Source organism: Streptomyces sp. NPDC058872 (genome assembly GCF_042743065.1).
Classification (GTDB): domain Bacteria; phylum Actinomycetota; class Actinomycetes; order Streptomycetales; family Streptomycetaceae; genus Streptomyces.
In genome coordinates this window covers 76,667-98,554 of sequence record NZ_JBHYMK010000019.1, presented here as the reverse complement: position 1 = coordinate 98,554, position 21,888 = coordinate 76,667, and the positions used below count along the sequence as shown (strand labels likewise).

At 72.8% G+C, this 21,888-nt stretch carries 21 protein-coding genes and 2 pseudogenes; 13 read left to right on the top strand and 10 right to left on the bottom strand.

The window, feature by feature from the left end; genetic code table 11:
- Nucleotides 1–42 precede the first annotated feature (42 nt).
- Both hemG and hemQ read left to right on the top strand, forming a co-directional pair.
- Nucleotides 43–1,530: a protoporphyrinogen oxidase gene (gene hemG / locus ACFW22_RS15080; protein ID WP_386403485.1), complete on the top strand. Its 1,488-nt coding sequence runs from the start codon at nucleotides 43–45 to the stop codon at nucleotides 1,528–1,530.
- A 17-nt stretch (nucleotides 1,531–1,547) separates the two neighbouring features.
- Nucleotides 1,548–2,261, top strand: a complete 714-nt coding sequence (hemQ, locus tag ACFW22_RS15075; protein WP_384873214.1) for a hydrogen peroxide-dependent heme synthase — start codon at nucleotides 1,548–1,550, stop codon at nucleotides 2,259–2,261.
- A 183-nt stretch (nucleotides 2,262–2,444) separates the two neighbouring features.
- Here the strand turns inward: hemQ and ACFW22_RS15070 are convergent, their stop codons facing one another.
- The 4 genes from ACFW22_RS15070 to ACFW22_RS15055 form a co-directional block, all read right to left on the bottom strand.
- Nucleotides 2,445–3,179 (bottom strand): TIGR04222 domain-containing membrane protein, encoded by a 735-nt coding sequence (locus tag ACFW22_RS15070; RefSeq protein ID WP_386403481.1) that lies wholly within the window; start codon nucleotides 3,177–3,179, stop codon nucleotides 2,445–2,447.
- A gap of 48 nt (nucleotides 3,180–3,227) precedes the next feature.
- Nucleotides 3,228–4,208 (bottom strand): TIGR04222 domain-containing membrane protein, encoded by a 981-nt coding sequence (locus tag ACFW22_RS15065; RefSeq protein WP_386403479.1) that lies wholly within the window; start codon nucleotides 4,206–4,208, stop codon nucleotides 3,228–3,230.
- A 2-nt stretch (nucleotides 4,209–4,210) separates the two neighbouring features.
- Nucleotides 4,211–5,650, bottom strand: coding sequence for a DUF692 family multinuclear iron-containing protein (locus ACFW22_RS15060; RefSeq protein ID WP_386403476.1), 1,440 nt, complete (start codon nucleotides 5,648–5,650; stop codon nucleotides 4,211–4,213).
- A gap of 139 nt (nucleotides 5,651–5,789) precedes the next feature.
- The gene (locus tag ACFW22_RS15055) at nucleotides 5,790–6,494 is read right to left on the bottom strand and encodes a peptidyl-tRNA hydrolase (RefSeq protein WP_386403473.1); all 705 of its coding nucleotides are present in this window, start codon (nucleotides 6,492–6,494) and stop codon (nucleotides 5,790–5,792) included.
- A 71-nt stretch (nucleotides 6,495–6,565) separates the two neighbouring features.
- Between ACFW22_RS15055 and ACFW22_RS15050 the strand changes: the two genes are divergently transcribed.
- Genes ACFW22_RS15050 through ACFW22_RS15040 form a run of 3 tightly spaced genes read left to right on the top strand, consistent with a single transcriptional unit; the run spans nucleotide 6,566 to nucleotide 8,746 of the window.
- Nucleotides 6,566–7,243: an AIM24 family protein gene (locus tag ACFW22_RS15050; protein ID WP_386403471.1), complete on the top strand. Its 678-nt coding sequence runs from the start codon at nucleotides 6,566–6,568 to the stop codon at nucleotides 7,241–7,243.
- A gap of 7 nt (nucleotides 7,244–7,250) precedes the next feature.
- Nucleotides 7,251–8,099, top strand: coding sequence for an ATP-binding cassette domain-containing protein (locus ACFW22_RS15045; RefSeq protein WP_386403468.1), 849 nt, complete (start codon nucleotides 7,251–7,253; stop codon nucleotides 8,097–8,099).
- Nucleotides 8,096–8,746 (top strand): ABC transporter, encoded by a 651-nt coding sequence (locus tag ACFW22_RS15040; RefSeq protein WP_386403466.1) that lies wholly within the window; start codon nucleotides 8,096–8,098, stop codon nucleotides 8,744–8,746. The genes ACFW22_RS15045 and ACFW22_RS15040 overlap by 4 nt, the downstream gene beginning before the upstream one ends.
- A 33-nt stretch (nucleotides 8,747–8,779) precedes the next feature.
- Here the strand turns inward: ACFW22_RS15040 and ACFW22_RS15035 are convergent, their stop codons facing one another.
- The 5 genes from ACFW22_RS15035 to zapE all read right to left on the bottom strand — a co-directional run bounded on the left by ACFW22_RS15035 (nucleotide 8,780) and on the right by zapE (nucleotide 13,932).
- On the bottom strand, nucleotides 8,780–9,658 hold the full coding sequence (locus ACFW22_RS15035) for a polysaccharide deacetylase family protein (RefSeq protein ID WP_386403463.1): 879 nt from the start codon (nucleotides 9,656–9,658) through the stop codon (nucleotides 8,780–8,782).
- Nucleotides 9,659–9,756: 98 nt separating this feature from the next.
- Nucleotides 9,757–10,635 (bottom strand): PPK2 family polyphosphate kinase, encoded by an 879-nt coding sequence (locus ACFW22_RS15030; protein ID WP_386403461.1) that lies wholly within the window; start codon nucleotides 10,633–10,635, stop codon nucleotides 9,757–9,759.
- Between the two features lie 212 nt (nucleotides 10,636–10,847).
- A complete protein-coding gene (locus ACFW22_RS15025; protein WP_386403458.1) occupies nucleotides 10,848–12,224 on the bottom strand; it encodes an alkaline phosphatase PhoX in 1,377 nt (458 codons plus the stop codon).
- A 163-nt stretch (nucleotides 12,225–12,387) separates the two neighbouring features.
- Nucleotides 12,388–12,813, bottom strand: a complete 426-nt coding sequence (locus tag ACFW22_RS15020; protein WP_386403456.1) for an OsmC family protein — start codon at nucleotides 12,811–12,813, stop codon at nucleotides 12,388–12,390.
- 33 nt (nucleotides 12,814–12,846) lie between these two features.
- The gene (zapE, locus tag ACFW22_RS15015) at nucleotides 12,847–13,932 is read right to left on the bottom strand and encodes a cell division protein ZapE (protein ID WP_386403453.1); all 1,086 of its coding nucleotides are present in this window, start codon (nucleotides 13,930–13,932) and stop codon (nucleotides 12,847–12,849) included.
- 36 nt (nucleotides 13,933–13,968) lie between these two features.
- Here zapE and ACFW22_RS15010 point away from each other — a divergent pair, with 36 nt between their 5' ends.
- From ACFW22_RS15010 to ACFW22_RS14975, 8 genes and pseudogenes are all read left to right on the top strand, one after another.
- Nucleotides 13,969–14,805 carry a pyrimidine reductase family protein gene (locus tag ACFW22_RS15010; RefSeq protein ID WP_386403450.1) on the top strand — a complete coding sequence of 279 codons (837 nt, stop codon included), beginning with the start codon at nucleotides 13,969–13,971 and terminating at the stop codon, nucleotides 14,803–14,805.
- Nucleotides 14,806–14,911: 106 nt separating this feature from the next.
- Nucleotides 14,912–15,382 (top strand): indole-3-glycerol phosphate synthase, encoded by a 471-nt coding sequence (locus ACFW22_RS15005; protein ID WP_386403447.1) that lies wholly within the window; start codon nucleotides 14,912–14,914, stop codon nucleotides 15,380–15,382.
- A 146-nt stretch (nucleotides 15,383–15,528) separates the two neighbouring features.
- On the top strand, nucleotides 15,529–16,920 hold the full coding sequence (gene murC / locus ACFW22_RS15000; RefSeq protein WP_386403444.1) for a UDP-N-acetylmuramate--L-alanine ligase: 1,392 nt from the start codon (nucleotides 15,529–15,531) through the stop codon (nucleotides 16,918–16,920).
- Between the two features lie 15 nt (nucleotides 16,921–16,935).
- Nucleotides 16,936–17,343: a peptide-methionine (R)-S-oxide reductase MsrB gene (gene msrB, locus ACFW22_RS14995; RefSeq protein WP_386403441.1), complete on the top strand. Its 408-nt coding sequence runs from the start codon at nucleotides 16,936–16,938 to the stop codon at nucleotides 17,341–17,343.
- A gap of 74 nt (nucleotides 17,344–17,417) precedes the next feature.
- Nucleotides 17,418–19,136: pseudogene (locus tag ACFW22_RS14990) on the top strand (YwqJ-related putative deaminase); the annotation flags it as partial.
- Nucleotides 19,137–19,199: 63 nt separating this feature from the next.
- Nucleotides 19,200–19,673, top strand: a complete 474-nt coding sequence (locus ACFW22_RS14985; protein WP_384873168.1) for an SUKH-3 domain-containing protein — start codon at nucleotides 19,200–19,202, stop codon at nucleotides 19,671–19,673.
- Nucleotides 19,666–20,061, top strand: a complete 396-nt coding sequence (locus tag ACFW22_RS14980) for a YwqJ-related putative deaminase (RefSeq protein ID WP_386403437.1) — start codon at nucleotides 19,666–19,668, stop codon at nucleotides 20,059–20,061. The genes ACFW22_RS14985 and ACFW22_RS14980 overlap by 8 nt, the downstream gene beginning before the upstream one ends.
- Nucleotides 20,058–20,957: an SUKH-3 domain-containing protein gene (locus ACFW22_RS14975; protein ID WP_386403434.1), complete on the top strand. Its 900-nt coding sequence runs from the start codon at nucleotides 20,058–20,060 to the stop codon at nucleotides 20,955–20,957. The genes ACFW22_RS14980 and ACFW22_RS14975 overlap by 4 nt, the downstream gene beginning before the upstream one ends.
- Before the next feature lie 151 nt (nucleotides 20,958–21,108).
- On the opposite strand, the pseudogene ACFW22_RS14970 reads toward ACFW22_RS14975, so the two are convergent.
- Nucleotides 21,109–21,567, bottom strand: a pseudogene (locus tag ACFW22_RS14970) (SMI1/KNR4 family protein); the annotation flags it as partial.
- Nucleotides 21,568–21,888: the final 321 nt, after the last annotated feature.

Below are 21,888 nucleotides of genomic sequence, written 5' to 3'. Positions count from 1 at the left end.
GCATCGGAACGGGAGCGGGGAGCGATTTGAGAGAGTGGTCCCATGAACGCGGACACCACGGGACAGCAGGTCGGGCCTCACGTCGTCGTCGTCGGAGGCGGGATCGCCGGACTCGCCGCCGCACACCGGCTGGCGCTCGCCGGTCATCGGGTGACCCTCCTGGAAGCGGGCGGGCGCTTGGGCGGCAAGCTCCTCGCGGGCGAGATCGCGGGCGCACCCGTCGACCTCGGCGCCGAGTCGCTGCTCGCCCGCCGCCCCGAAGCCGTCGCCCTGGCCCGGGACGTCGGCCTCGGCGACCGGCTCCAGGCTCCCGCCACGACCACCGCGTCCGTCTGGTCCCGGGGCGAACTGATCCCCATGCCCAAGGGGCACGTCATGGGTGTGCCCGGCGACCCGACGGCCGTCGAGGGCCTCCTCTCCGCCGAGGGCGTCCGTCGGATCGGCGCGGACCTGGACCTGCCGCCGACCGAGATCGACGAGGACGTCGCCATCGGCGCGTACGTCGCCGAGCGCATGGGCCACGAGGTCGTCGACCGGCTCGTCGAGCCCCTCCTCGGCGGTGTGTACGCCGGGGACGCCCACCACATCTCGATGAAGGCCGCCGTTCCCGCGCTCTTCCATGCCGCCCGCGTCCATCCCACGCTCACCGCGGCCGTCCAGGCCGTCCAGCGGGCCGGCGCGGCGACCCCCTCCGACGCCGCGGGTGCCGCCACCGGTCTCGGCGGTGCCGTCTTCCTCGGCATCGAGGGCGGCGTCGGTACCCTTCCCGACGCGGTTGCCGATGCGATCCGCGCCGCGGGCGGCGACATCCTCATCGGGACCCCCGTGGACGCGCTGGTCCGCACCGGCGCCGCCGGCTGGCGGGTGGTGACCCGACACCGGAACCTCGACGCCGACGCCGTGGTGCTCGCCACGCCGGCCGGCAGCGCGGCCGGACTCCTCGGTGAGCACGCCCCCGACGCCGCCGCCGAGCTCGGCGCGATCGACTACGCCTCCATGGCGCTGGTCACCCTCGCCTTCCGCCGCTCCGAGCTGCCCGCCCTGCCGGGCTCCGGGTTCCTGGTGCCGCCCGTCGACGGCCACACCATCAAGGCCTCCACCTTCTCCGGCCAGAAGTGGCGCTGGGTCGCCGACGGAGACCCCGACCTGTTCGTGCTGCGCACCTCCGTGGGGCGCCACGGCGAGGAGGAGCAGGTCCGGCGGGAGGACTCCGACCTCGTCGACGCCTCCCTGAAGGACCTCGCCGCCGCCACCGGCATCGCCGCACGGCCCGTCGCCCGCGCGGTCACCCGCTGGATGGGAGGCCTGCCCCAGTACCCGGTCGGTCACCTCGCCCGGGTCGCCCGGGTGCGCGCGGCCGTCGCGGCCCTCCCCGGGGTGCGGTTGGCGGGCGCCGCGTACGAGGGCGTCGGCATCCCCGCCTGCATCGCCTCGGCCCACCGCGCGGCGGACGAGATCATCGACGGGTTCGCCGACGAGATCATCGCCACGTCGCAAAGGGAGGCCCCCGGTGCGGGGCACTCCTCGTGACGGGCGAGAATAGGCGTATGAGTGCGCCCGAAAAGATCCCGAACGCCGGTAAGAAGGCGAAGGACCTCAACGAGGTCATCCGCTACACCCTGTGGTCCGTCTTCAAGCTGCGCGACGTTCTCCCCGAGGACCGCGGCGGTTACGCCGACGAGGTCCAGGAGCTGTTCGACCAGCTCGCGGCCAAGGACATCACGGTCCGCGGCACGTACGACCTGTCCGGTCTGCGCGCCGACGCCGACGTCATGATCTGGTGGCACGCCGAGACGAGCGACGAGCTCCAGGGGGCGTACAACCTCTTCCGCCGCACCAAGCTGGGCCGTGCCCTGGAGCCGGTCTGGTCGAACATGGCGCTGCACCGCCCCGCCGAGTTCAACAAGTCGCACATCCCGGCCTTCCTGGCCGACGAGACCCCGCGCGACTACGTCTCGGTGTACCCCTTCGTGCGCTCCTACGACTGGTACCTGCTGCCCGACGAGGACCGGCGCCGGATGCTCGCCGACCACGGCAAGATGGCCCGCGGCTACCCCGACGTCCGTGCCAACACGGTCGCCTCCTTCTCCCTCGGCGACTACGAGTGGCTCCTCGCCTTCGAGGCCGACGAGCTGTACCGCATCGTCGACCTCATGCGGCACCTGCGTGCTTCCGAAGCGCGGATGCACGTCCGCGAGGAGGTCCCGTTCTTCACCGGTCGTCGCAAGAGCGTCGCCGACCTGGTGGCGGGCCTGGCCTGACGGTCCCACGAAACCCGGTGGCGCGTGCCCGGCTCCGGCCGGTCGCGCCACCCCTCGACCCGGAAGATCAGACGGCGGGCGGCACCATGGCCCGTTGCTCCAGCGACACCGGGTCCGGCTCCGGGTGCGGCGCGCTTCGTGCGCGCCGCACCGGCGTCCTTTCCGGACCTCTTCGGCAGGTCCTCAGTCCCGCAGGGCGGCACGGAGCTCCGGCTCCAGGGCCGCGGGACCGCGCACCGCGAAGGCGGTGAGCGGATCGGCGGGCGACAGCCCGGAGAGCAGCCGCTGCCCGGCGGGGGAGGCCCAGCGGGTGTACGGGTGGACCTCGATCCGCCCGATCAGCAGGCAGAGGCCCGACCCCAGCAGCGGCAGCGAGAACGCGGCGACGACCGGGGCCCGTTCGGAGCCCGGCACGAGGAGCGCTGCGATCGTCCCGAGCAGCAGGGCCGACAGGAATCCGGCGCGCACGGCCCGCATCCCCGCCTCGACCTCCCGGAGGCACTCCTCGGACACGGCGAGGCCCCGGGCGACGAGTTCCCGGGCGAGCCGCCGTACGGAATCGGCAGCGGCAACCACCGGGCGGACGGCGGGGACCGGCGACTGGCCCTCGGGACCGACGGCCTCCAGCACCGCCCGCTCCCACGCGTTCCCGGCCCCGCCCGCGTCCACCACCGTGGCCCAGCCGGTGCGGGCGAGCAGCAGCCGGTGCGCCCGGTGCATGGACACCAGCGTCAGGTCGGCGACCCGCAGCGGCCCGCCGGCGAGATAGGCCGCTTCGAGGACGGTGAGCCCGGGCCCGTCGACCGGCCCGTCGGCCGTCCCGTGCGGCCGGGCGGCGGCGAGCGCGGCGCGGCAGGCCCGCACGCAACCGGCGCCCGCCACCACGTACGCCGCCAGGAGGAGCGGAACCCAGAGCATGTCCTGGTTGTACGGGACGTCGGGCCCGCCCGCCACCCGAACGGCCGGTCAGCTACTGGAGCAGGAGCTTCCGCTGGAGCAGCTGCTGCTGCTCGAACAGGAGCTTCCGCTGGAGCAGGAGCTCCCTCCGGAACTGCCGCAGCTCGACCCGCTGCCGGAGCAGGAGCCCCCGTCGCCTCCTCCGCAGGAGCCGCTGCCCCCGCACCACTCGGTGGCCACGCCGAGCGCAGCGGCGTCCGTGGCCGAGGAGTGCGCCGTCGTGCGCCGTCCGCCGCGCCCGCCGCGGCGCGGCCGCCCGCGGAACCGGGCGGCGAGGAGTTGCTCCCGGAGTGCGGGGTCCGTCAGGACCCGCGGCCCGTGCAGGGCCACCCGAAGGGCGGGGTCCGCCATGCTCCCGTGCACCCGTCCGTAGGCGGAGGCCGCCCGCCGGCCCGCCGAAGTGAGGTGGCGGGAGCCGAGGGACCCGCACACGATGCCGGTGGTCCCCGCGACGAGCAGCACCGGCAGCACCTTGACGACGAACGGGAGCCGGAACTCCGGGTCGATCGCGAAGTCGACCGCCGTGAAGACGATCGAGACCGGGAGGAGGCAGAGCGCGGTCATTGTGAAGGCGCCGCTCCAGCGGACCGTGGTCCGCCGCGTCGCCGGGGCGACGACCAGCTTGCGCGCCGCGAGGCCGTTGCCGATCTCCTGGACCGCCGGATGCCGCATCACGGCCGCCCGCAGAAGGGGGAGGGACCCGTGCGGGGCGGCGGCCTGCTCCTGGAGCACCGCACGCTCCACCGGATCGTGCGCGGTGGACCGGACGACGGCGACGATGCCCGGGCCGCCGATCGCGAGCCTGCCGTCGGCCTGGAGGGAGACGAGGGCTGTGTCCGCGACCCTGGCGGGGCCGCCGGTCAGGAAGGCGACCTCGTAGCGGTCGTGGACGGGGCCGTCGACCCCGCGGCGCGTCCGGACGACCCGGGTGACGAGGAGGGCGATGCCGACGACGCCCGCGAGGTGGATGAGGACGATCAGGAAGCCCATGGTCATCTCCGTGCGAGTGCGTGACGTGCGGCCCGTACGAGCCGGGTGGCGCGCCCCGGCGGGCGGTTGCCGGAACGATCCTGCCACCACTCCGTGAGCAAGCGGCGTGCCGTCGGGTCCTCCGGGAGCCCGGTCAGCAGGAGGTGTGCCGCGAAGTCGAGCGCGTCGCGGCGATAGCCGCCTTCCATCGGGCGCGACCTGGCGTACGCGAGGAACGCGGGCCTGAATCCGGTGCCGAGGATCTCCGGGAGCTCCGGTGCGACCTTCGCGACCACTCCGGCCCGCTTGGCCGCGAGGGCACGGATCTGTACGCCGACCCTCCGGGTGTCGAAGCCCTCGGGCACGGGGGTGCCGGCCACCAGAGCCGACAGGAGGGCGGCCTGGGCGACGGCGAGGCGCTGGCGCGCACCCCCCTGCGGCGCCGGTACGGGCGCGGGAGCCGGTGCGGGAGCAGGCACGACCTGGGCACCCGGCATCGACCCGCCCGAGACACGGGCACCGGCACCGATGAGCAGCGGTGTCCGGTCGGCGGCCGATGGACGGGCACCCGGGTGGCGGGCGGCGCCCGCCACCCCCGGGGCCCCGCGCCGCACGCCCCTCGACGCCCTGCCGGAACGCGTGCCCGCCGTCACCGTCGCCCGGATCGCCTCCAGCTCGCCGGCCAGCTCCTCCGCGGCCGGGAAGTCCTCGTCCCGTTCGAGGAGGACCCCCGGCGGGGCTACCCGTGACACCAGGTCCGCGAGGACGTCCAGGACCGCCCCCGGCACCGGGTGCGCATGGGTGTCGTGCCAGACGCCGTCCCGCTCGACCCCACCCGCCACGTGGACGTACGCGATCGCCCCCACCGGCAGTTCGGACAGCGTCCGTGCCGGGTCCTCGCCCCGGTTGACGCGGTTGGTGTGGAGGTTGGCGACGTCGACGAGGAGCTGCACCCCCGTGCGCTCCACCAGTTCCGTCAGGAACTGCCCCTCCGTCAGTTCCTCGTCCGGCCAGGACACCAGGGCCGCGATGTTCTCCAGGGCGAGGGGGACGGGCAGCGCGTCCTGCGCGATCCGCACGTTCTCGCAGAGCACGTCGAGCGCGTCCCGGGTCCGGGGCACGGGCAGCAGGTGACCCGCTTCGAGGAGCGGGGTCGCGGTGAGCGGCCCCCCGGCCCGCACGAACGCGATGTGTTCCGTGACCAGCGGCGCGCCCAGGGCGACCGCCTTCTCCCCGAGCGCCGCGAGCCGTGCCGGATCCGGTCGGTCAGCACCGCCGAGCCCGAGCGAGACGCCGTGCGGGACGACCGTCACCCCCCGCCCGCGCAGCCGCATCAGGGAGTCGGGCAGATGGTCCGCGCAGATGTTCTCCGCGACGACCTCCACCCAGTCGATGTCGGGCAGCGCCTCCACCGCTTCCGCGATTTCGGGACGCCAGCCCATGCCGATGCCGAGTTCCGTCATGTCCCCCTCCTTCGGTCCCCAGTCCTCACCTGATGGCCCCGACGGCGACGTCCGAACCCCACGGGGCCCGCTTTCAGAGCTTCATTTGAGCTTCGGCCGTCGCTGCGGTCCCTCAGCAGCCGCCGGGCCCGGCCGCCGGTCAGGTCCGCGGCAGGCGCGGGGCGTAGCGCGGGCCCCCCTCGGACACGACCGTGCAGGAGCCGGGGGCGATCTCGGTGAAGCCGGCGTCACGGACGACCGGGAGCCCGCTCGCGGTCAGGGCCGGCCAGTCCGCGGGGGAGGCCGTGCGGACGGCCAGGGGGAAGCCGGCCTCCCGCCACGCCTTCCGGTCGGCGTCCGGCATCGCCCACCACAGCAGTTGGGCCCCGTGCCCGGTCTGCGCCATCGTCTTGCCGGCGGACATGTCCAGCTCCGGGTTGAGCCACAGCACCGCGGCCCCTTCGGGGACGGGGCCTGGGGCGGTCGGGTCGTCGAGGTCGGTGCCCGACACCTGGAGCTTGGCGAGCTCCTTGGGCCAGCCGTCGAGCGGGACCGGCGGGAAGACCCGCACCTCCGCGGCCGTGCCGGTGACCGTGATGCCCGGCAGCGTGCCCGCCCGGCGCCATTCCGCACCGCGCGCCCGGCGCACCACCTTGCGGATCCGGGCGTCCTGCCAGTCGGCCACGGCCCGTGCCCACTCGCCGTCGCCGAGGGAGCGGTCGTCGGTCAGGATCTCCAGGACGGCGCGCGCCGCGGTCTCCAGGGCGTCGGTACGGGCCGGGGGCGCGTCGCGCTCGATCCGGACGACCAGGGGCAGGACGAACTGGGGCTTTTCGTCGCGGAGATCGGTCTCTTTGCTGCTCACCCCGCAAGTCTGCCACCGGACTGACGGGGGCTCCTTGTGGGAAGCATCGGCTCCGGGCCAGGATGCCCCCCATGAAGAGCGATCTTTTTGCCGGTGAGCACCTTGCCGAGGCCGCGACCTTTCCGGGCATGTCCCTGCAGAACGCCAAGTCGGTCAAGTACGCCGTGGACGGCGAGATGCACGCCCGTCAGGGGTCGATGATCGCCTTCCGCGGCGACCTCCAGTTCGAGCGCAAGGGCCAGGGCATCGGCGGCCTGCTCAAGCGGGCCGTCACCGGCGAGGGCCTGCCGCTGATGGCCGTGCGCGGCCGGGGCGAGGCCTGGTTCGCGCACGAGGCGCAGAACTGCTTCATCGTGGAGATCGAACAGGGCGAGTCCTTCACCGTCAACGGCCGCAACGTGCTGTGCTTCGACGCCACGCTCCACTACGACATCCACACCGTGAAGGGCGCCGGCATGGTCGGCGGCGGCCTCTTCAACTCCGTCTTCACCGGCCACGGCAAGATCGCCCTGATGTGCGAGGGCAGCCCGATCATCATTCCCGTCGCTCCGCAGGCCCCGGTGCACGTCGACACCGATGCGGTCGTCGGCTGGAGCGAGCAGCTGCACACCTCCCTGCACCGCTCCCAGTCGCTCGGCTCGATGATCCGCGGTGGCTCCGGCGAGGCGGTGCAGCTCACGTTGGAGGGGCAGGGCTTCGTCATCGTCCGTCCCAGCGAGCTCACCCCGCAGAAGAGCTCCTCCCACTGAGGCGCACATGAGACTGGACCGGGTCGGACGACGACACGGGCCGCGCGGGCGCTGGGTGCTGCGGGAGGTGTCGTTGGAGCTGCCCGCTGCTGCCCTCGTCCGGGTCGTGGGCGCCAACGGCAGCGGCAAGTCCACGCTGCTCAGGCTGCTCGCCGGGATCGACGCGCCCGGCGAGGGACGTGTCACCGGCCGCCCGGACCGTACCGCCTACGTCCCCGAACGCTTTCCCGCCGCACTGCCGTTCACCGCCGTCGACTACCTGGTCCACCTCGGGCGCGTCCAGGGCCTCGACCGGGCCGCCGCACGGACCCGGGCGGGGGAGTGGCTGGAGCGCTTCGCCGTCGGCACGCATGCCGGAACGGCACTCGCCGAACTCTCCAAGGGCACCAGCCAGAAGGTCGCCGTGGCCCAGGCGCTCCTTGCGGATCCGGCGCTGTTGGTCCTCGACGAGGCCTGGACCGGGCTCGATCCCGATGCCCGCACCGTCCTGGACGCTGCCGTGCGCGAACGCCTCGCGGCGGGGGCGACGGTGGTCTTCGTCGACCACGATCCGCGCCGTCTGGAGGGCGAGGCGGACGCGGTGTACGGAGTGGTGCGGGGGCGGGTGTGCAGCGTGCCGGGAGCCCGGGACGAACCGGCCCCCGCCGCTCCCGCCCCCGGACCCCCCGTCAGCATCCGGGCCTCCGGCGGCCGGGCGCTGCCCGTGCGGCTGCCCGGCGATCCGGTGACCGCTCGGGGACCCGACGACACCACCGTCCTCACCGTGGACGCGGAGCACTCCGACGCCCTTCTGGGAGTGCTCCTCGCCGCTTCCTGGCACATCCACCACCTCGGCACCGGAGGCGTACGGGCATGACGGCGCTGCTCCGCTATCAGGCCGGTCTGCTGCTCCGCTCCCAACGCTGGCTGGCCCCGCTGCTCCTGTACGCGGCGTTCGTCGGCGTCGGCGTCCGGGCGGGTGAACCGGTCCTGGGCGCACTCGGCTTCACCGCTGCCGCCCTGCTTCCGGTGACCGCCTGGGCCGTGCGGATCTGCCTCACCCAAGAACCCTCCGCGGCCCGGAGCGTGGTCGCAGCGGCGGCCGGCCGGGCGCGCGCACACCTCGCCGCGTTCCTCGTGGGGGCCGCATGGCCGGTCCTGGTCGGTGCGGTCGCCGTCCTCGGGGTGACGGCCCTCGGCGACCGGCGCGGGGTCCCGGCCCCGGCTGCCCTCGTCACCGGGCTGCTCGCGGTGCTGACCTGCGCCTTGACGGGTGCCGCCGTCGGCGTGCTGACCTCGCGCCCCTTCCTCGGGGCCCCCGGCTGGTCGGTGACGGCCCTCGCCCTCGGTTCGCTGCTCGCGTTCGTGACCACCGGTTCCCCGGCGAAGCACGCCATGACCGCCCTGGTCGCGGGGGCCCGTGCGACGACCGCCGACCCGCCCTGGCTCGCCTGTGCGGGCGCACTGCTGCTCGCGGGGGCGACGGCGGCGCTCGCCTGCCGTGCCACGGCGCGCCTGGAGTGAGCCGGTCCGCCGTGCCGGCCGGGCCCGTGCGCCTCAGCGGCCCATGAGTTCCGAGACCTTCACGAAGCGGTAGCCGCGGGCCCGGAGCTCCGGGACGATCCGGCGGACAGCCCGTTCGGTCGTGGGGGCGGCGCTGCGGGTGCAGTGCATGACGACGAGCGAGCCTGGCTTCACCCCGTCGATGACCTGCTGGGCGACGGCGTCCGCGTCCTCGGCGAAGGCGTCCCCGCTGACCACGTCCCACTGGATCGCGGTGACTCCGGCGGGGGCGAGGGAGCGCAGGGCGGTGTCGTCGTAGCAACCGCCGGGGAAGCGGAAGTACGGGACGACGTTGACGGCTCCGGCGTCCCGGAAGGCGTCGAAGGCGCGCTGCACGTCGGTCGCCATGTCCGGCGGGGCGACGGTCGGGAGACCGTAGCAGGGGGACGCGAAGGCGTAGTGGCTGTACGAGTGGTTGGCGATCTCGAAGCGGGGGTCGTTCCCGATGGACTTGGCCTGGTCGGGGTACTCCTCGGCCCAGCGGCCCGTCATGAAGACGGTCGCGTCCACCTTGAGCCCGCGCAGGGCCGCGATCAGCCCGGGGTTGTCGAAGTGTTCGCCGTGAGCGGCCCGGGGGCCCTGGTCCGCCGTCATGTCGGCGTCGAAGGTGAGCGCGACGACCTTCTCGGTGCTCTTCGCACGGTGGGTGTACACCCGGGTGAGGCCGTCGGCTCCGGGGGCCAGGGTGGGCGGGGCGGCGGGGAGCCGTGCGGGCTTGGGGCCGGCCGCGGCAGCACTGGCCTTGGGCGAGGCGGTGGCGGCGACGGTGGTCCCCGTCCGCGGGGCCGGGTTCTCGGTGGTGTCGCTGCCACAGCCGACCAGAGTGGCGCCCAGGAGACCCAGTGCTGCCGTTTTCCGTACAGAATTGATCACGACCGGAAGTTATCCGATCAAAGTGCTAAATGCTCGTGACCTGGCAGCAGGCGCCGTCGAGTCCATGCGCCGGGCGCACCCGTCCGCGCCCGCTCCGCTCACGAGGCCATGAGCCTCCGTCGGCACTCGTCCACGTCGAAGTCCCCCGCCGGGTACTTCGGGTCCAGCGCCTCCAGGTGTTCGAGCAGCAGCTTGCTGATCGCCCAGTTGCGGTACCACTTGCGGTCCGCCGGGACCAGGTGCCACGGTGCCCCGTCCGTCGCGCAGCGCTCCAGCGCCAGCTCGTAGGCCTTGCGGTACGCCGGCCACCGGGTGCGTTCTTCGATGTCGCCCGGGTTGAACTTCCAGTGCTTCTCCGGGTTGTCCAGGCGCTCCAGGAGCCGGGCGCGCTGTTCCTCGTACGAGAGGTGGAGGAAGACCTTGACGACGGTCACCCCGTTCTCGGCGAGGGACTCCTCGAAGCGGTTGATCTGTCCGTAGCGGCGGTCGATCTCGGAGCGGGGGGCCAGGTCGCGGACCCGGGCGATGAGGACGTCCTCGTAGTGGGAGCGGTCGAAGATGCCGATCTCGCCCGGCTCGGGGAGCGCCTTCGTGATCCGCCAGAGGAACGGGTGGCCCTGCTCCTCCGGCGTCGGGGCCTTGAAGGCCCGGATGCGGCAGCCCGACGGGTTGAAGAGGCCGATGACGTGCTTGACCGTCCCGCCCTTGCCGCTGGTGTCCATGCCCTGCAGGACGAGGAGCAGGCGCCGGCGGTCGCCGGCGGTGCTCGCCGCGTACAGGCGTTCCTGGAGGGCGGCCAGGTACGGACCCAGCGCGGCGGTGGCCGCCAACCCCGTCGCCTTGTCGGCGGGGCCGGCCGGGGTCGCCCTGGTGTCGTACGAGGCGAGGTCGATCCGCTCGCCCGCGGGGAGCCGCAGGACCTCGCGCAGCGCGGGTTCCGTGCCCTTCCGCTCCTTCTCCTCTTTCTTCTTCGCCACCCCGTGTTCCTTCCGTCGTGCCACTGGTCCTCCTCCCCGATCCTCCGCCGGAACCCCGGAACCCGCACCCGTGCGTCTGCGGGGTGCGGGGACGGGGACCGGGACCGGGCGGAGACGGTCGGTGCGGCGCCGATGGCGCTGCTCCCCGGGACGATGCGGGGCCGGGCGGGGAAGCCGGCGGCGGCCTCCGGCAGCAGCCCGGTGCGGTCAGCTCAGCGCCACGGGCCCGTCACCGCGAACGTCGTGCCGGGCACGTAGCAGTTGACGTACATCGTGCTCCGGTCCGGGGAGAAGGTGACGCCCGCGAACTCCCCCCACTCCGGTGCGTCCGTCGCGGCAGCGGTCGGGGGCAGCGCCTGTGCGTTCCGGGCGACCGCGTACACCTCGGCGTCCGCCCCCACCCCGAAGACGTACTGTGCGCCGCCGCCGTCCTCGCAGACCATCAGTCCTCCGGTCGGCGCCAGGCAGATGTTGTCCGGTGACTCGCCGGGGAGCTGCACGTCGGTGCTCGGACCGAAGACCACGACGAGGGTCAGCCGGCGCCCGTGCGGCTCGTACTTCCAGACCTGGCCGAAGTGCGTGGCCGCCGAGCCGTCCTTGGACCGTGCGAAGGAGGACACGAAGTAGACGGCCCGCCCTCCCCAGGAGCAGCCCTCCAGCTTCTGGGCGTGGGTGATGCCCCGGGGGCCGAAGTCCTGGTGCCGGACGGGGGTCCCGGCCGCCAGCGGGTCGGGCACGGGCACCCACTCGATGCGGTCGAAGCGGGTTCCGGGCTCCTGGACGACCGAGAGGTCGGGGACGCCGGGCACCCGCATGGCCTCCAGGGAGCCGCCGGCGCGCAGCGAGCCGGTGCCGCCGAGCGGGCGGTGGGGGAGGAAGCGGTAGAAGAGCCCGAAGGGATGCTCGAAGGCGTCCTCCGTCTCGTAGACGATGCCGGTCCCGGGGTCGACGGCGACCGCCTCGTGCTGGAAGCGTCCCATCGCGGTCAGGGGGACGGCTCCGGTGCGCCGGGGGTCGGCACCGTCGACCTCGAAGACGAAGCCGTGGTCCTTGGCGTAGCCGTTGGTGCCGGCTCGGTCCTCTGTTTCCTCGCAGGTCAGCCAGGTGTTCCACGGCGTGGGACCGCCCGCGCAGTTGACGGCCGTGCCGGCGATGGCGACCCGCTCGCCGAGGACGTGGTTGCGGCCGTCGAGTTCGAGGACCGTGCAGCCGCCCTTGCCCTCCGGGTCGTAGGTCAGACCGGGCACGGCGGGGACGCCGATCTCCGCGGTGACCCGGTTCTCGTGGTTGCGGACGAGGTGCACCCGGCCGCGACGGCCGGCGAACGCGCCCATGCCGTCGTGGTTGCTGGGGACGGGACCCTCGCCGGAGCGGAGCGGATCGCCCTCCCGGGAGAGGACCCGGTAGCGGAAGCCGGCCGGAAGGTCGAGGAGGCCGACCGGATCGGGGACGAGGGGGCCGTAGCCGCCCCGGGCCGGTGGGGCGGCCGAGGCGGTGCCGGCGAAGAGTTCGGAGACGGACCCGGCGAAGGCGATGCCGGCGACGGACGCGCCGGCACGGGACAGGAGTTGACGTCGTGTTGCGGACATGGGGCAACAACCCACTTCCTGTGGGGGGCTCCCCCGTGCCCGAGGCCACGGGGGAGGACAGGGCAGATGTGACGCGTGACCCGCATGTGTGTACCACGCACGGTGGCGGGGACGAATCATGCGGGCCGCAACGGCCCCGTGTGGCGCGCCCGCTGGCCCGACGTCAGGCCAGTTCGGCGGTGAGGGTGATGGTCGTGCCGGTGAGGGCCTGGCTGACCGGGCAGTTCTTCTTCGCGTCCTCGGCCAGCGCCTTGAACTGGTCCTCGTCCATGCCGGGGACCTCGCCGCGCACGGTGAGGTGGATCCCGGTGATGCCCTGGCCCGGCTGGAAGGTGACGTCCGCCTTGGTCTCCAGTCGGATCGACGGGGCGTCGGCCTTGGCCAGGGCGTTCGAGAAGGCCATGGAGAAGCAGGAGGAGTGCGCAGCCGCGATGAGCTCCTCGGGGCTCGTCTTGCCGTTCGGCTCCTCGGCGCGGGCCGGCCAGGAGACGTCGTACGAACCGAGACCGGAGGAGTCGAGGGTGACGACGCCCGACCCCTTGAGCAGGTCGCCCTGCCAGACGGTGTGGGCGTGACGCACGGTGGCCATGGTGGATCCCTTTCGATCGGGTACGGCCCCAAGCTACTGCGCGACGAGCCCCTTTGCGTCGCGGGCGAGCGCGGTGAGCCGGGAGATCGCCCGGAAGTACTTCTTGCGGTAGCCGCCGTTCAGCATGTCGTCGCCGAAGAGCCGGTCGAAGGGCAGCCCGGAGGCGAGCACGGGTATCTCGCGGTCGTACAGGCGGTCGGCGAGCACGACGAGCCGCAGTGCCGTCGACTGGTCCGGGACCGGCTGGACGTCGGTCAGGCAGACGGCGCTGAGGTCGTCGGTGAGGGCGCCGTACCGACTCGGGTGGACCTTGGCCAGGTGGGCGAGCAGGTGCGGGAAGTCGTCCAGGGAGGCGCCCGGCGTTGCGTACGCCGTCTGCGTGACCACCTGGTCGGAGTGGGGGGCGGGGGCTTCGGGCAGACCGCGGTGGCGGTAGTCCTCGCCGTCGATGCGCAAGGGCCGGAAGTGGGCGGAGAGGCCCTGGATCTCGCGGAGGAAGTCGGCGGCGGCGAAGCGGCCCTCGCCGAGCTTGCCCGGGAGCGTGTTGGAGGTGGCGGCGAGCGCCACGCCCGCCTCCACCAGCTTGCCCAGGAGGCTGGAGACGAGGACGGTGTCGCCCGGGTCGTCCAGTTCGAACTCGTCGATGCAGAGGAGGCGGTGTCCGCTGAGCGTCCGGACGGTCTGCTGGAAGCCGAGCGCGCCGACCAGGTTGGTCAGCTCGACGAAGGTGCCGAACGCCTTCAGTGCCGGCTCCGCCGGGGTCGCGTGCCAGAGCGAGGCGAGCAGGTGGGTCTTGCCCACGCCGTACCCCCCGTCCAGGTAGACCCCGCGCGGGCCGCTCGGGGCGGCCGGCTTCCTCGCGAACCAGCGCCGCCGTCCGGAGCCGGTGGCGTGTGCGCCGCCGAGGCCCCCGGCGAAGGAGGCCAGGACCTCCACCGCCTCCGTCTGGCTCGGCTGGTTCGGGTCGGGGAGGTAGGTGTCGAAGCGCACGGAGTCGAAGCGCGGGGGCGGCACCATCTCCGCGACGAGACGGTCGGCGGGCACGTGGGGCTCTCGGGAGCAGAGCGAGAGCGGGGCCGCTTCGGGGGAAGCCGCTTCGGTGAGGGTACGGGTCGACACAGTTCCCCACTGTAAGCGCCGTGCCAGACTGCCAGGATGCGACGACTGTTTCCTGTGACGGACATGACAGCCCTGGACGCCGTCGAGGGGGTCGTTCCCGAGGCCGCCCCCCCGGCCGCGGCCGGAGCCACCCGTCCCGCCCCCGGCGCCGTGGCCGGGGAATGGTCCCTGGACGCGCTCGCCGATGCCTACGCCTACCCCGAAGGTGACGCTCCGTGGCTGCGGGCCAACATGGTGTCCTCGCTCGACGGCGCCGGTCAGCACGAGGGGCGTTCCCAGCCGCTTTCCTCCGAGACGGACATGCGGGTCTTCGGTGTCCTGCGCGGACTCGCCGATGTGGTCGTGGTGGGTGCGGAAACGGTTCGCCTTGAGGGGTACCGACCGGCTCGCGCCCGGGAGGCCTTCGCCGCCCGCCGTGCCGCCGCGGGGCAGGGACCGGCCCCCGTGATCGCCGTCGTCAGCGCCTCCCTCGACCTGGACTTCTCGCTGCCCCTCTTCACCGAGCCGCTGCTGCCGACCCTGGTCCTCACCGGCTCCGGCGCTCCCGTCGAGCGGGTCCGGGAGGCCCGGGAGGCGGGTGCGGTGGTGCTGTGCGCGGGGGACGGGGCCCGGGTGGTGCCGGCCCGGGCGGTGGCGGTGCTCGCGGAGCGGGGGCTGCGCCGTCAGCTGACCGAGGGCGGCCCCCGCCTGCTGGGGCAGTTCGTGGCGGCCGGCGTCCTGGACGAGCTCTGCCTGACGATCTCGCCCACGATGACCGCGGGCGATGCCCAGCGGATCGCCGGAGGGCCTTCGGCGGCCGTTCCGACACGCTTCCAGGTGGCTTCCGTGCTGGAGCAGGACGGCTTCCTCTTCACCCGCTACCGTCGGATCTGACAATCGGCGGAATTTGTCGTTCCGCTTACCGTCCACTGGGCACACTTACTGTCGCAGACCCCGTGTCAGCACGGGGAAGGATGGTTTCCGCAGAAGGGCTCCTGAGGTGTTCACAAGCGTTCTGATGATCGAGAAGCCCCTGACATCCGTCGACGTGGAATTCGTCACCACGCTGCACGGCGACGAGGGCGCGTCCTTCATCGTCCTGATGCAGCCGCGCGGTGACCAGGCCGATGTACTGCTGCGTGCCATCGACGACGTCGCCATGGGCGAACTGAAGGAAGCGACCCGCGAGGGCGACGAACCGGAGGGCAAGGAGGCCAGACGTCCCGCCGAGCTGGCCCTGGAGGCTTCGCTCCGGGCGCTGAGGGACGCCGGCTGCCAGGCGGTCGGCCAGGTGGTCGAGGACCATCCGCTCGACAAGATGAAGGCGGTGGTCGAGGAGTCCGAGGCGGACGAGGTCATCGTGCTCACCGCCCCGCACTACGTGGAGGAGTTCTTCCACCGGGACTGGGCCTCCCGGGCCCGCCACAAGGTCGGCGTACCCGTCCTCAAGCTCTTCGCGCACAGCGAGTGACCGCCGCATGACGGCGGGCTGACCGGTCGGTCCGTGGCCGCGCCCCGTGCAGGGGGTGCCGCCACGGACCCGCCGCCCGCCGGGGGCCCGGCCGGAACCACTAGGCTGGGACCTTCCAGAACCACGCACCCCGGGGAGAGATCCGCATGGCACCCGCCATCCCTGCCGCCATGGAACGGCCGCACTTCATCGGCATCGGCGGTGCCGGAATGTCGGGCATCGCGAAGATCCTCGCCCAGCGCGGCGCCAAGGTCGCCGGCAGCGACGCCAAGGAGTCCGCGACCGCCGAGTCGCTCCGCGCCCTCGGCGCCACGGTGCACATCGGCCACGCCGCCGAGCACCTCGCCGACGACGCCTCCGCCGTCGTCGTCTCCAGCGCCATCCGCGCCGACAACCCCGAGCTGGCCCGCGCCGCCGAGCTCGGCGTCCCCGTGGTGCACCGCTCCGACGCGCTCGCCTCCCTCATGGACGGCCTGCGCGCGATCGCCGTCGCCGGCACGCACGGCAAGACGACCACCACCTCCATGCTGGCCGTCGCCCTCACCGAACTCGGCCTCGACCCCTCGTACGCCATCGGCGGCGACCTCGCGGGCCCCGGCACGAACGCCCGGCACGGCTCCGGAGAGGTCTTCGTCGCCGAGGCCGACGAAAGCGACCGCAGCTTCCAGAAGTACGACCCCGAGGTCGCGATCGTCCTCAACGTCGAGCTGGACCACCATGCGAACTACGCCTCCATGGACGAGATCTACGAGTCCTTCGAGGCCTTCACCGCCAAGATCCGCCCCGGCGGCACCCTGGTCGTCGGCGAGCACGCGGGCGCCCGCGAGCTGGCCCGCCGCGTCGCGGACCGCGAGGGCCTGGAGATCGTCACGGTCGGCGAGTCCGAGGACTCCGACGCCCGCATCCTGAAGATCGTCCCGAACGGGATGCAGAGCGAGGTGACGGTCCTCCTCGACGGCGTCGAGCACACCTTCACCGTCTCCGTCCCCGGCCGCCACTACGCCCACAACGCCGCCGCGGCCCTCGCCGCCGGCGCCCGCGTCGGCATCGACCCGGCCGAGCTCGCCCGGGCACTGACCGCCTACACCGGGGTCGGCCGCCGCCTCCAGCTCAAGGGCGAGGCCAAGGGCGTCCAGGTCATCGACTCGTACGCGCACCACCCCACCGAGATGACCGCCGACCTGGAGGCCATGCGCGGCGCCGCCGGGGCCGCCCGCCTCCTCGTGGTCTTCCAGCCGCACCTCTTCTCCCGCACCCAGGAGCTGGGCAAGGAGATGGGTGACGCACTGGCCCTCGCCGACGCCTCCGTCGTCCTCGACATCTACCCGGCCCGTGAGGACCCGATCCCCGGCATCACCAGCGAGCTGATCATCGCCGCGGCGCGCGCCGCCGGCGCCGATGTGACCCCCGTCCACGACAAGGACGCGGTTCCCGACGTCATCGCGGGAATGGCCGGACCCGGCGACCTCGTTCTCACCATGGGCGCGGGAGACGTCACGGACCTCGGTCCGAAGATCCTCGCCCGCCTGTCGAACTGAGGGAGTGGACGAACGATGGCGTACGAGGTCGAGAAGTCGGACGAGGAGTGGCAGGCCGAGCTGACCCCGTCGGAGTACCAGGTGCTCCGGCTGGCCGGCACCGAGCCCGCGTTCCGGGGCGAGTACACCGACACCAAGACGAAGGGCGTCTACTCCTGCCGCGCCTGCGGCGCGGAGCTCTTCACGTCGAGTGAGAAGTTCGAGTCGCACTGCGGCTGGCCGTCCTTCTACGACCCCAAGGACAGCTCCGCCGTCGAACTCCTCGCGGACACCTCCCACGGCATGGTCCGCACCGAGGTCCGCTGCGCCCGCTGCGGCTCCCACCTGGGCCATGTCTTCGAGGGCGAGGGCTACTCGACCCCGACGGACCAGCGCTACTGCATCAACTCGATCTCGCTGCGCCTGGAGCCCGAGGAGGGCTGAACCGGACGGCTCGTCAGCCGCCCCCCGTGGTATGACTGTTGTGGATTGCAAACGGTCTGCAACGGGGGGCGGACGTGGCTGTCACGGTTCCGGACTGGGCTGACACCCTGCTGGATCTGATCGGTGTGGCCTGGCCGAACGTCGACGAGGACGCGTACCGCGAGATGGCGGATGCGCTGCGGGAGTTCGCGGACGACCTGGAGGACGACGGCCAGCTCGCGAACAACCACTTCGAGCGCTTGCTGTCCTCGGGGCAGGGCGAGTCGATGGACGCGCTGGGCGAGCACTGGGAGAAGGTCAGGGGCAAGCACTTCAAGGACATCGCGGGTGCGGCCCGCACGATCGCTGGTGGCCTGGACACGGCAGCCGGTGCGATCGAGGCGATGAAGCTCGCGGCGGTGGTGCAGCTCGGCTACCTCGCTTCCGAGGCGGGCATTGCGCTCTCCTTGATCCCCGTCACCGGTGGTCTGTCCGCGCTGATCGGCGCGGGGGCCATGCGGGCCACCCAGGAGGTGATCAAGCGGCTGATCAAGGAGTGCGTGGAGGAGGCCGTCGGATACGTCGTGGCGGTGATGACCGAGCCGGCGGTGGCGGCCCTGGAGGGCATGGCGGCGGACCTGGTCGTGCAGTTGGGTGCGATGGCGATCGGCCTGCAGGACGGGGTGGACCTCGATCAGACCGGGAAAGCGGGCAAGGACGGGTTCAAGGACGGGGTGCAGTCCGGCAAGGACGCCCTGCACCTGGCTTCGGCCGGTGGTGGCGGAGGGGGCTCGAAGGGCAGTGGCCTGAAGGACCTGCACATCGAGCACGCCGAGCACACCCGCGCGTCCACCCAGCTCGACGGCGTCAGCGTGAGGATCCACGGCAAGACGACGGGCAAACTCACGAAGGCGAAGACCGCGCACGGCCGGACCCGGGGGCGTGACTCCATCGCCGACGCGATCGACCCGATCGCCGACAAGGCGATGGAGGCCTTGGGCAAGGCCGCGAAGTCGATGGGCGACCACGTCGGCCAGACGCTGCCCAAGGTCGTCAAGCAGATCTCCGTCGACCACAAGAACACCGACGACGGCCTCCGTGACCGCTTCGCCCGCCAGCGCAAGGGCGACCACGACAACGGCAAGGGCGGCGGCACCGGTGGTGGCGGCGGTGGGAACGGCAGTGGGAACGGCGGTTCCGGCTCCGGGGGCGACCCCGGTGGCAGGCGCATCACCCCGGCCCCGCCCTGGCACGGCAGCTCGGCCGGAAACATGAGGCACCACCGCACCGATCCGCTCGACGTCAGTCACCTCACGCCCGAGCAGCAGCGCGAAGCCCTCGTCCAGGAGGCCCGGGACCTCGCGGACAAGGCGCGCAAGGCCGACCCGAACAACCCGGACGACCCCAAGCACCAGATCGACCTCGCCAAGACGCACTTCCCGCCCGGCACGAACCTGCTCCACGGCTCCTGCTCCGGCAGCCTCCTCCACGACGGGGTCGTCACCAGCCACTCCAGCACCACCAAGGGTGCCGGTCAGAAGACCCCCGACCTGCATCCGGCGATGCAGTCGATCTACGATCAGGTCGACCAGCGGATCAAGGCCGAGGGCGGCTTCCCCGGCGCAGGTCATGGAAAATGTGCAGAGGCCAACCTGGTCTCGGACCGGCTCCGGCAGATGGACCCCCACGGCACCGGGATCACCTCGGCCGACCAGGTCCGCGACGCCATGAAAGGGTCGCAGGTCTACAGCGTGCAGATCGGTGAGCAGATCAAACCGCATCCCCTCGGCCACGGCGAGTACAAGCCGCCGTGCCGGTCCTGCGCGATAGCCATGGACATGGCCGGCGTCACGGCGTACGCAGGATAAGGAGCGCACATGCCGCAGTTGAACACCCCCGAGGACGTCGACGTCTGGTTCCGGGACAACGGCTGGTTCCCCGGGCGGGACGTGGCCGAGACCGTACCGGCGATGGTCGAGGAGATCGCCGGGCAGTACCGGGAGGCGGGATTTCCGGTGGAGCCCCTCGCCGCAGCCACCTCCTTCCTCGCCGAACACGGCGGGCTGCGTCTCACCATCGACGCCGCACGGGAGGACCACCTCTACTTCACCCCGTACCTCGGTTACCGGTCCACGCCGGCCGAGGTCGCCGAACTGAGCCGCGACCTCGGCGTGCGGCTCTTTCCGGTCGGCCTCGACGGCTCGGAGGGGTCGCCGGTGCTCATCGACGAGCGCGGCCGGTTCTTCTACCTGCACCACACCGGCGCCTACTACATGGGCGCCGACAAGTACGAGGCCATGATCGCCCTCGCCCACGCCCCCATGCAGGACGCGGAGGACTACTTTGTCTGACCTGATCCCCGGTACGGCGGCCTCGCTGCTCATCCACGGAACCATCACCAGCCACACCAACCTCGCCGGTGACGACGAGCCACGACTCCACCCTGCCGTGCGGGAGTTCTTCGACGGACTCCCACCGGCCCTGCGCGAACCCTTCATCGGTTACTGCGCCGAATCCGCGCTCATCTCCGACGAGCTCTTCGGCTTTGACCGACACCGCGGCGACGGCCGCGCCGCCACCCTTGACGAGGCCGTCCCACACTTCGCGGGCGCGGCGGTCGTTGCCCGCAAGATCCGCCCGCACGGCGACCCCGAGCACGGCACCGAGGCAGACGTCTGCCGCTCCTGCACGGCCCTCCTCGACCGTCTGGGCGTCACGGTCCTCCACGACCGGACGTGACCGGCGCACTGACGGACGCGGGCTGGCGACCGGGGCGCGACGCCGGGGACGCCGCCATGCTCGCGGTCCTTGTCATGGCGACCGTCGGCGCGGAGCCCTTCCCCGCGGCCGAGCGGGCCCTGCGCGAGTTCCACGGCCTCACCGTCCTGCCCGTCGCTTCCGGCGGACAGCAGGTCGCCGCCATCGGCGGAGTCGTCGACCCCCGCGAGGCCCGCCACGACGTCCCCCATCTGAACCGGCTCGCCGATTCCCTCGGCGTGCGGCTCTTCCCCTTCGGCCGCACGGACACGGACGCGCCGCTCGCGGTCGACGAGCACGGTCGGCTCCTGATGCTGGGCCCCGGTGGCCCCTGGCTGCTCGGCGAGACCGCCCACGACGGCCTGACGGCGCTCGCCCACGGCCTCGCCCCGGCACGGCTCCGCCCGCCCCGCCACCACCACGCGCTGCCCGGCCAGGCGCACGATCTCGGTGCGGCGGTGCGGGCCGCGCTCGTCGCCATCTACGTCCTGCACGGCACGGGCGTGTTCAGCGCCCGTGCCGTGCACCTGCGGGCCACCACCCTTCGGGGAGTCGGCATCGTGGCCGTGGACGAGGAGTTCCCGCTGCGCCCGGGAGCGCTCGAGGCCAACGCCGAGCCGCTCGTCGAGGCGATGACCGCCCGCATCGAGGGGACCGGGGCCAGGCCGGGGTCCTGCGCGCTGACCCTGACGGTGTCCGCCCCGCCCGGCACGGAGGGCCCGTCGTCGACGGTGACCTGTGACGTGACGGTGGGGTGCGGGACCGAGCCCCCCGCCCTGATGCTGTCGGCCGCGCCGTCGGCGACGTCAGGACCCACGGCGAAGGCCCTGGAGGCCTGCGCCGCCGCCTTCGCGCGCTGGGTGGCGACCCCGGTCTGACGGGCCCGTCCGAGTGCCGCACCAGACAACGCCTGCCCTGCCCCGCCCTGACGCGGGCGGGAACGGTCCTGCCACTTGCGAGGTCAGCCGCACGTGTCCCGGTGGCGCTCCAGTCGAAGCTGCTGGCGGAAGTGAGGCCCTCGACGAAGGAGCCGAAGTCCGCGGCGAGGGCCAACTCCACGCCGAAGTCGGCGTCGAACCACCCGACTGAGGGTTCCCCGTGTCGACCGCACCCCCGGTAGTCCAGCGCGATCCAACAAGGCCCGTCGCCCGAGAGGAGCACGACGGGCGAGGGCAGACCCCATTCCTCGACCAGGTAGGGACCGTCGAGCAGCGAGACCGTGCTTTCGCGGTGCCCGATGCCCATCACATGGTCGAACGGAACGTGGTCCTCGCTCCAGGAGGTCGGTCCGTCCGTTCGAAAAGCGTTCCGAGCGCCTGTCACCAGGCCTCCGTTCCGAACGCGCAACAGAGCGAGCAGGGAGTCCGGGAGCGTGACGTCGAGCAGCCGCTCCGCGTCCCGCACGGCCTGGTCGGTCAGTGGCTGTTGCACCCCGTAGTCGCTGCCGGCGTCCCAGAACGCGGGCTGGACGTCCTCAGAACGATCCATGCTCGAAGCATAGGAGCCGTGGGCTGCGATCGGCCGCCAGAAACGGCTCGGGCATCCAGAATGATCACGTGGCTCAACGTGTGCGCGTGGAGAATCGCGGAACACCGTAGGCCGGCGCGACTCCGACCCGGTCGGCCAGGGACGCCACACGCCCGGCCGCCGACACCGTGGCGGGCACGAGCGCGGCCTCGTTCCGGGGCCGACGAAGCTGCCGTGGACACCCACCGAGCAGCAGCGGCTGGACATCCTCGCGGTCACCACCGCGGAGGCGGTTCGCAACCGGTCATGCGCGTGCTCGTCTGCGACGCCGCACTGCGCCGC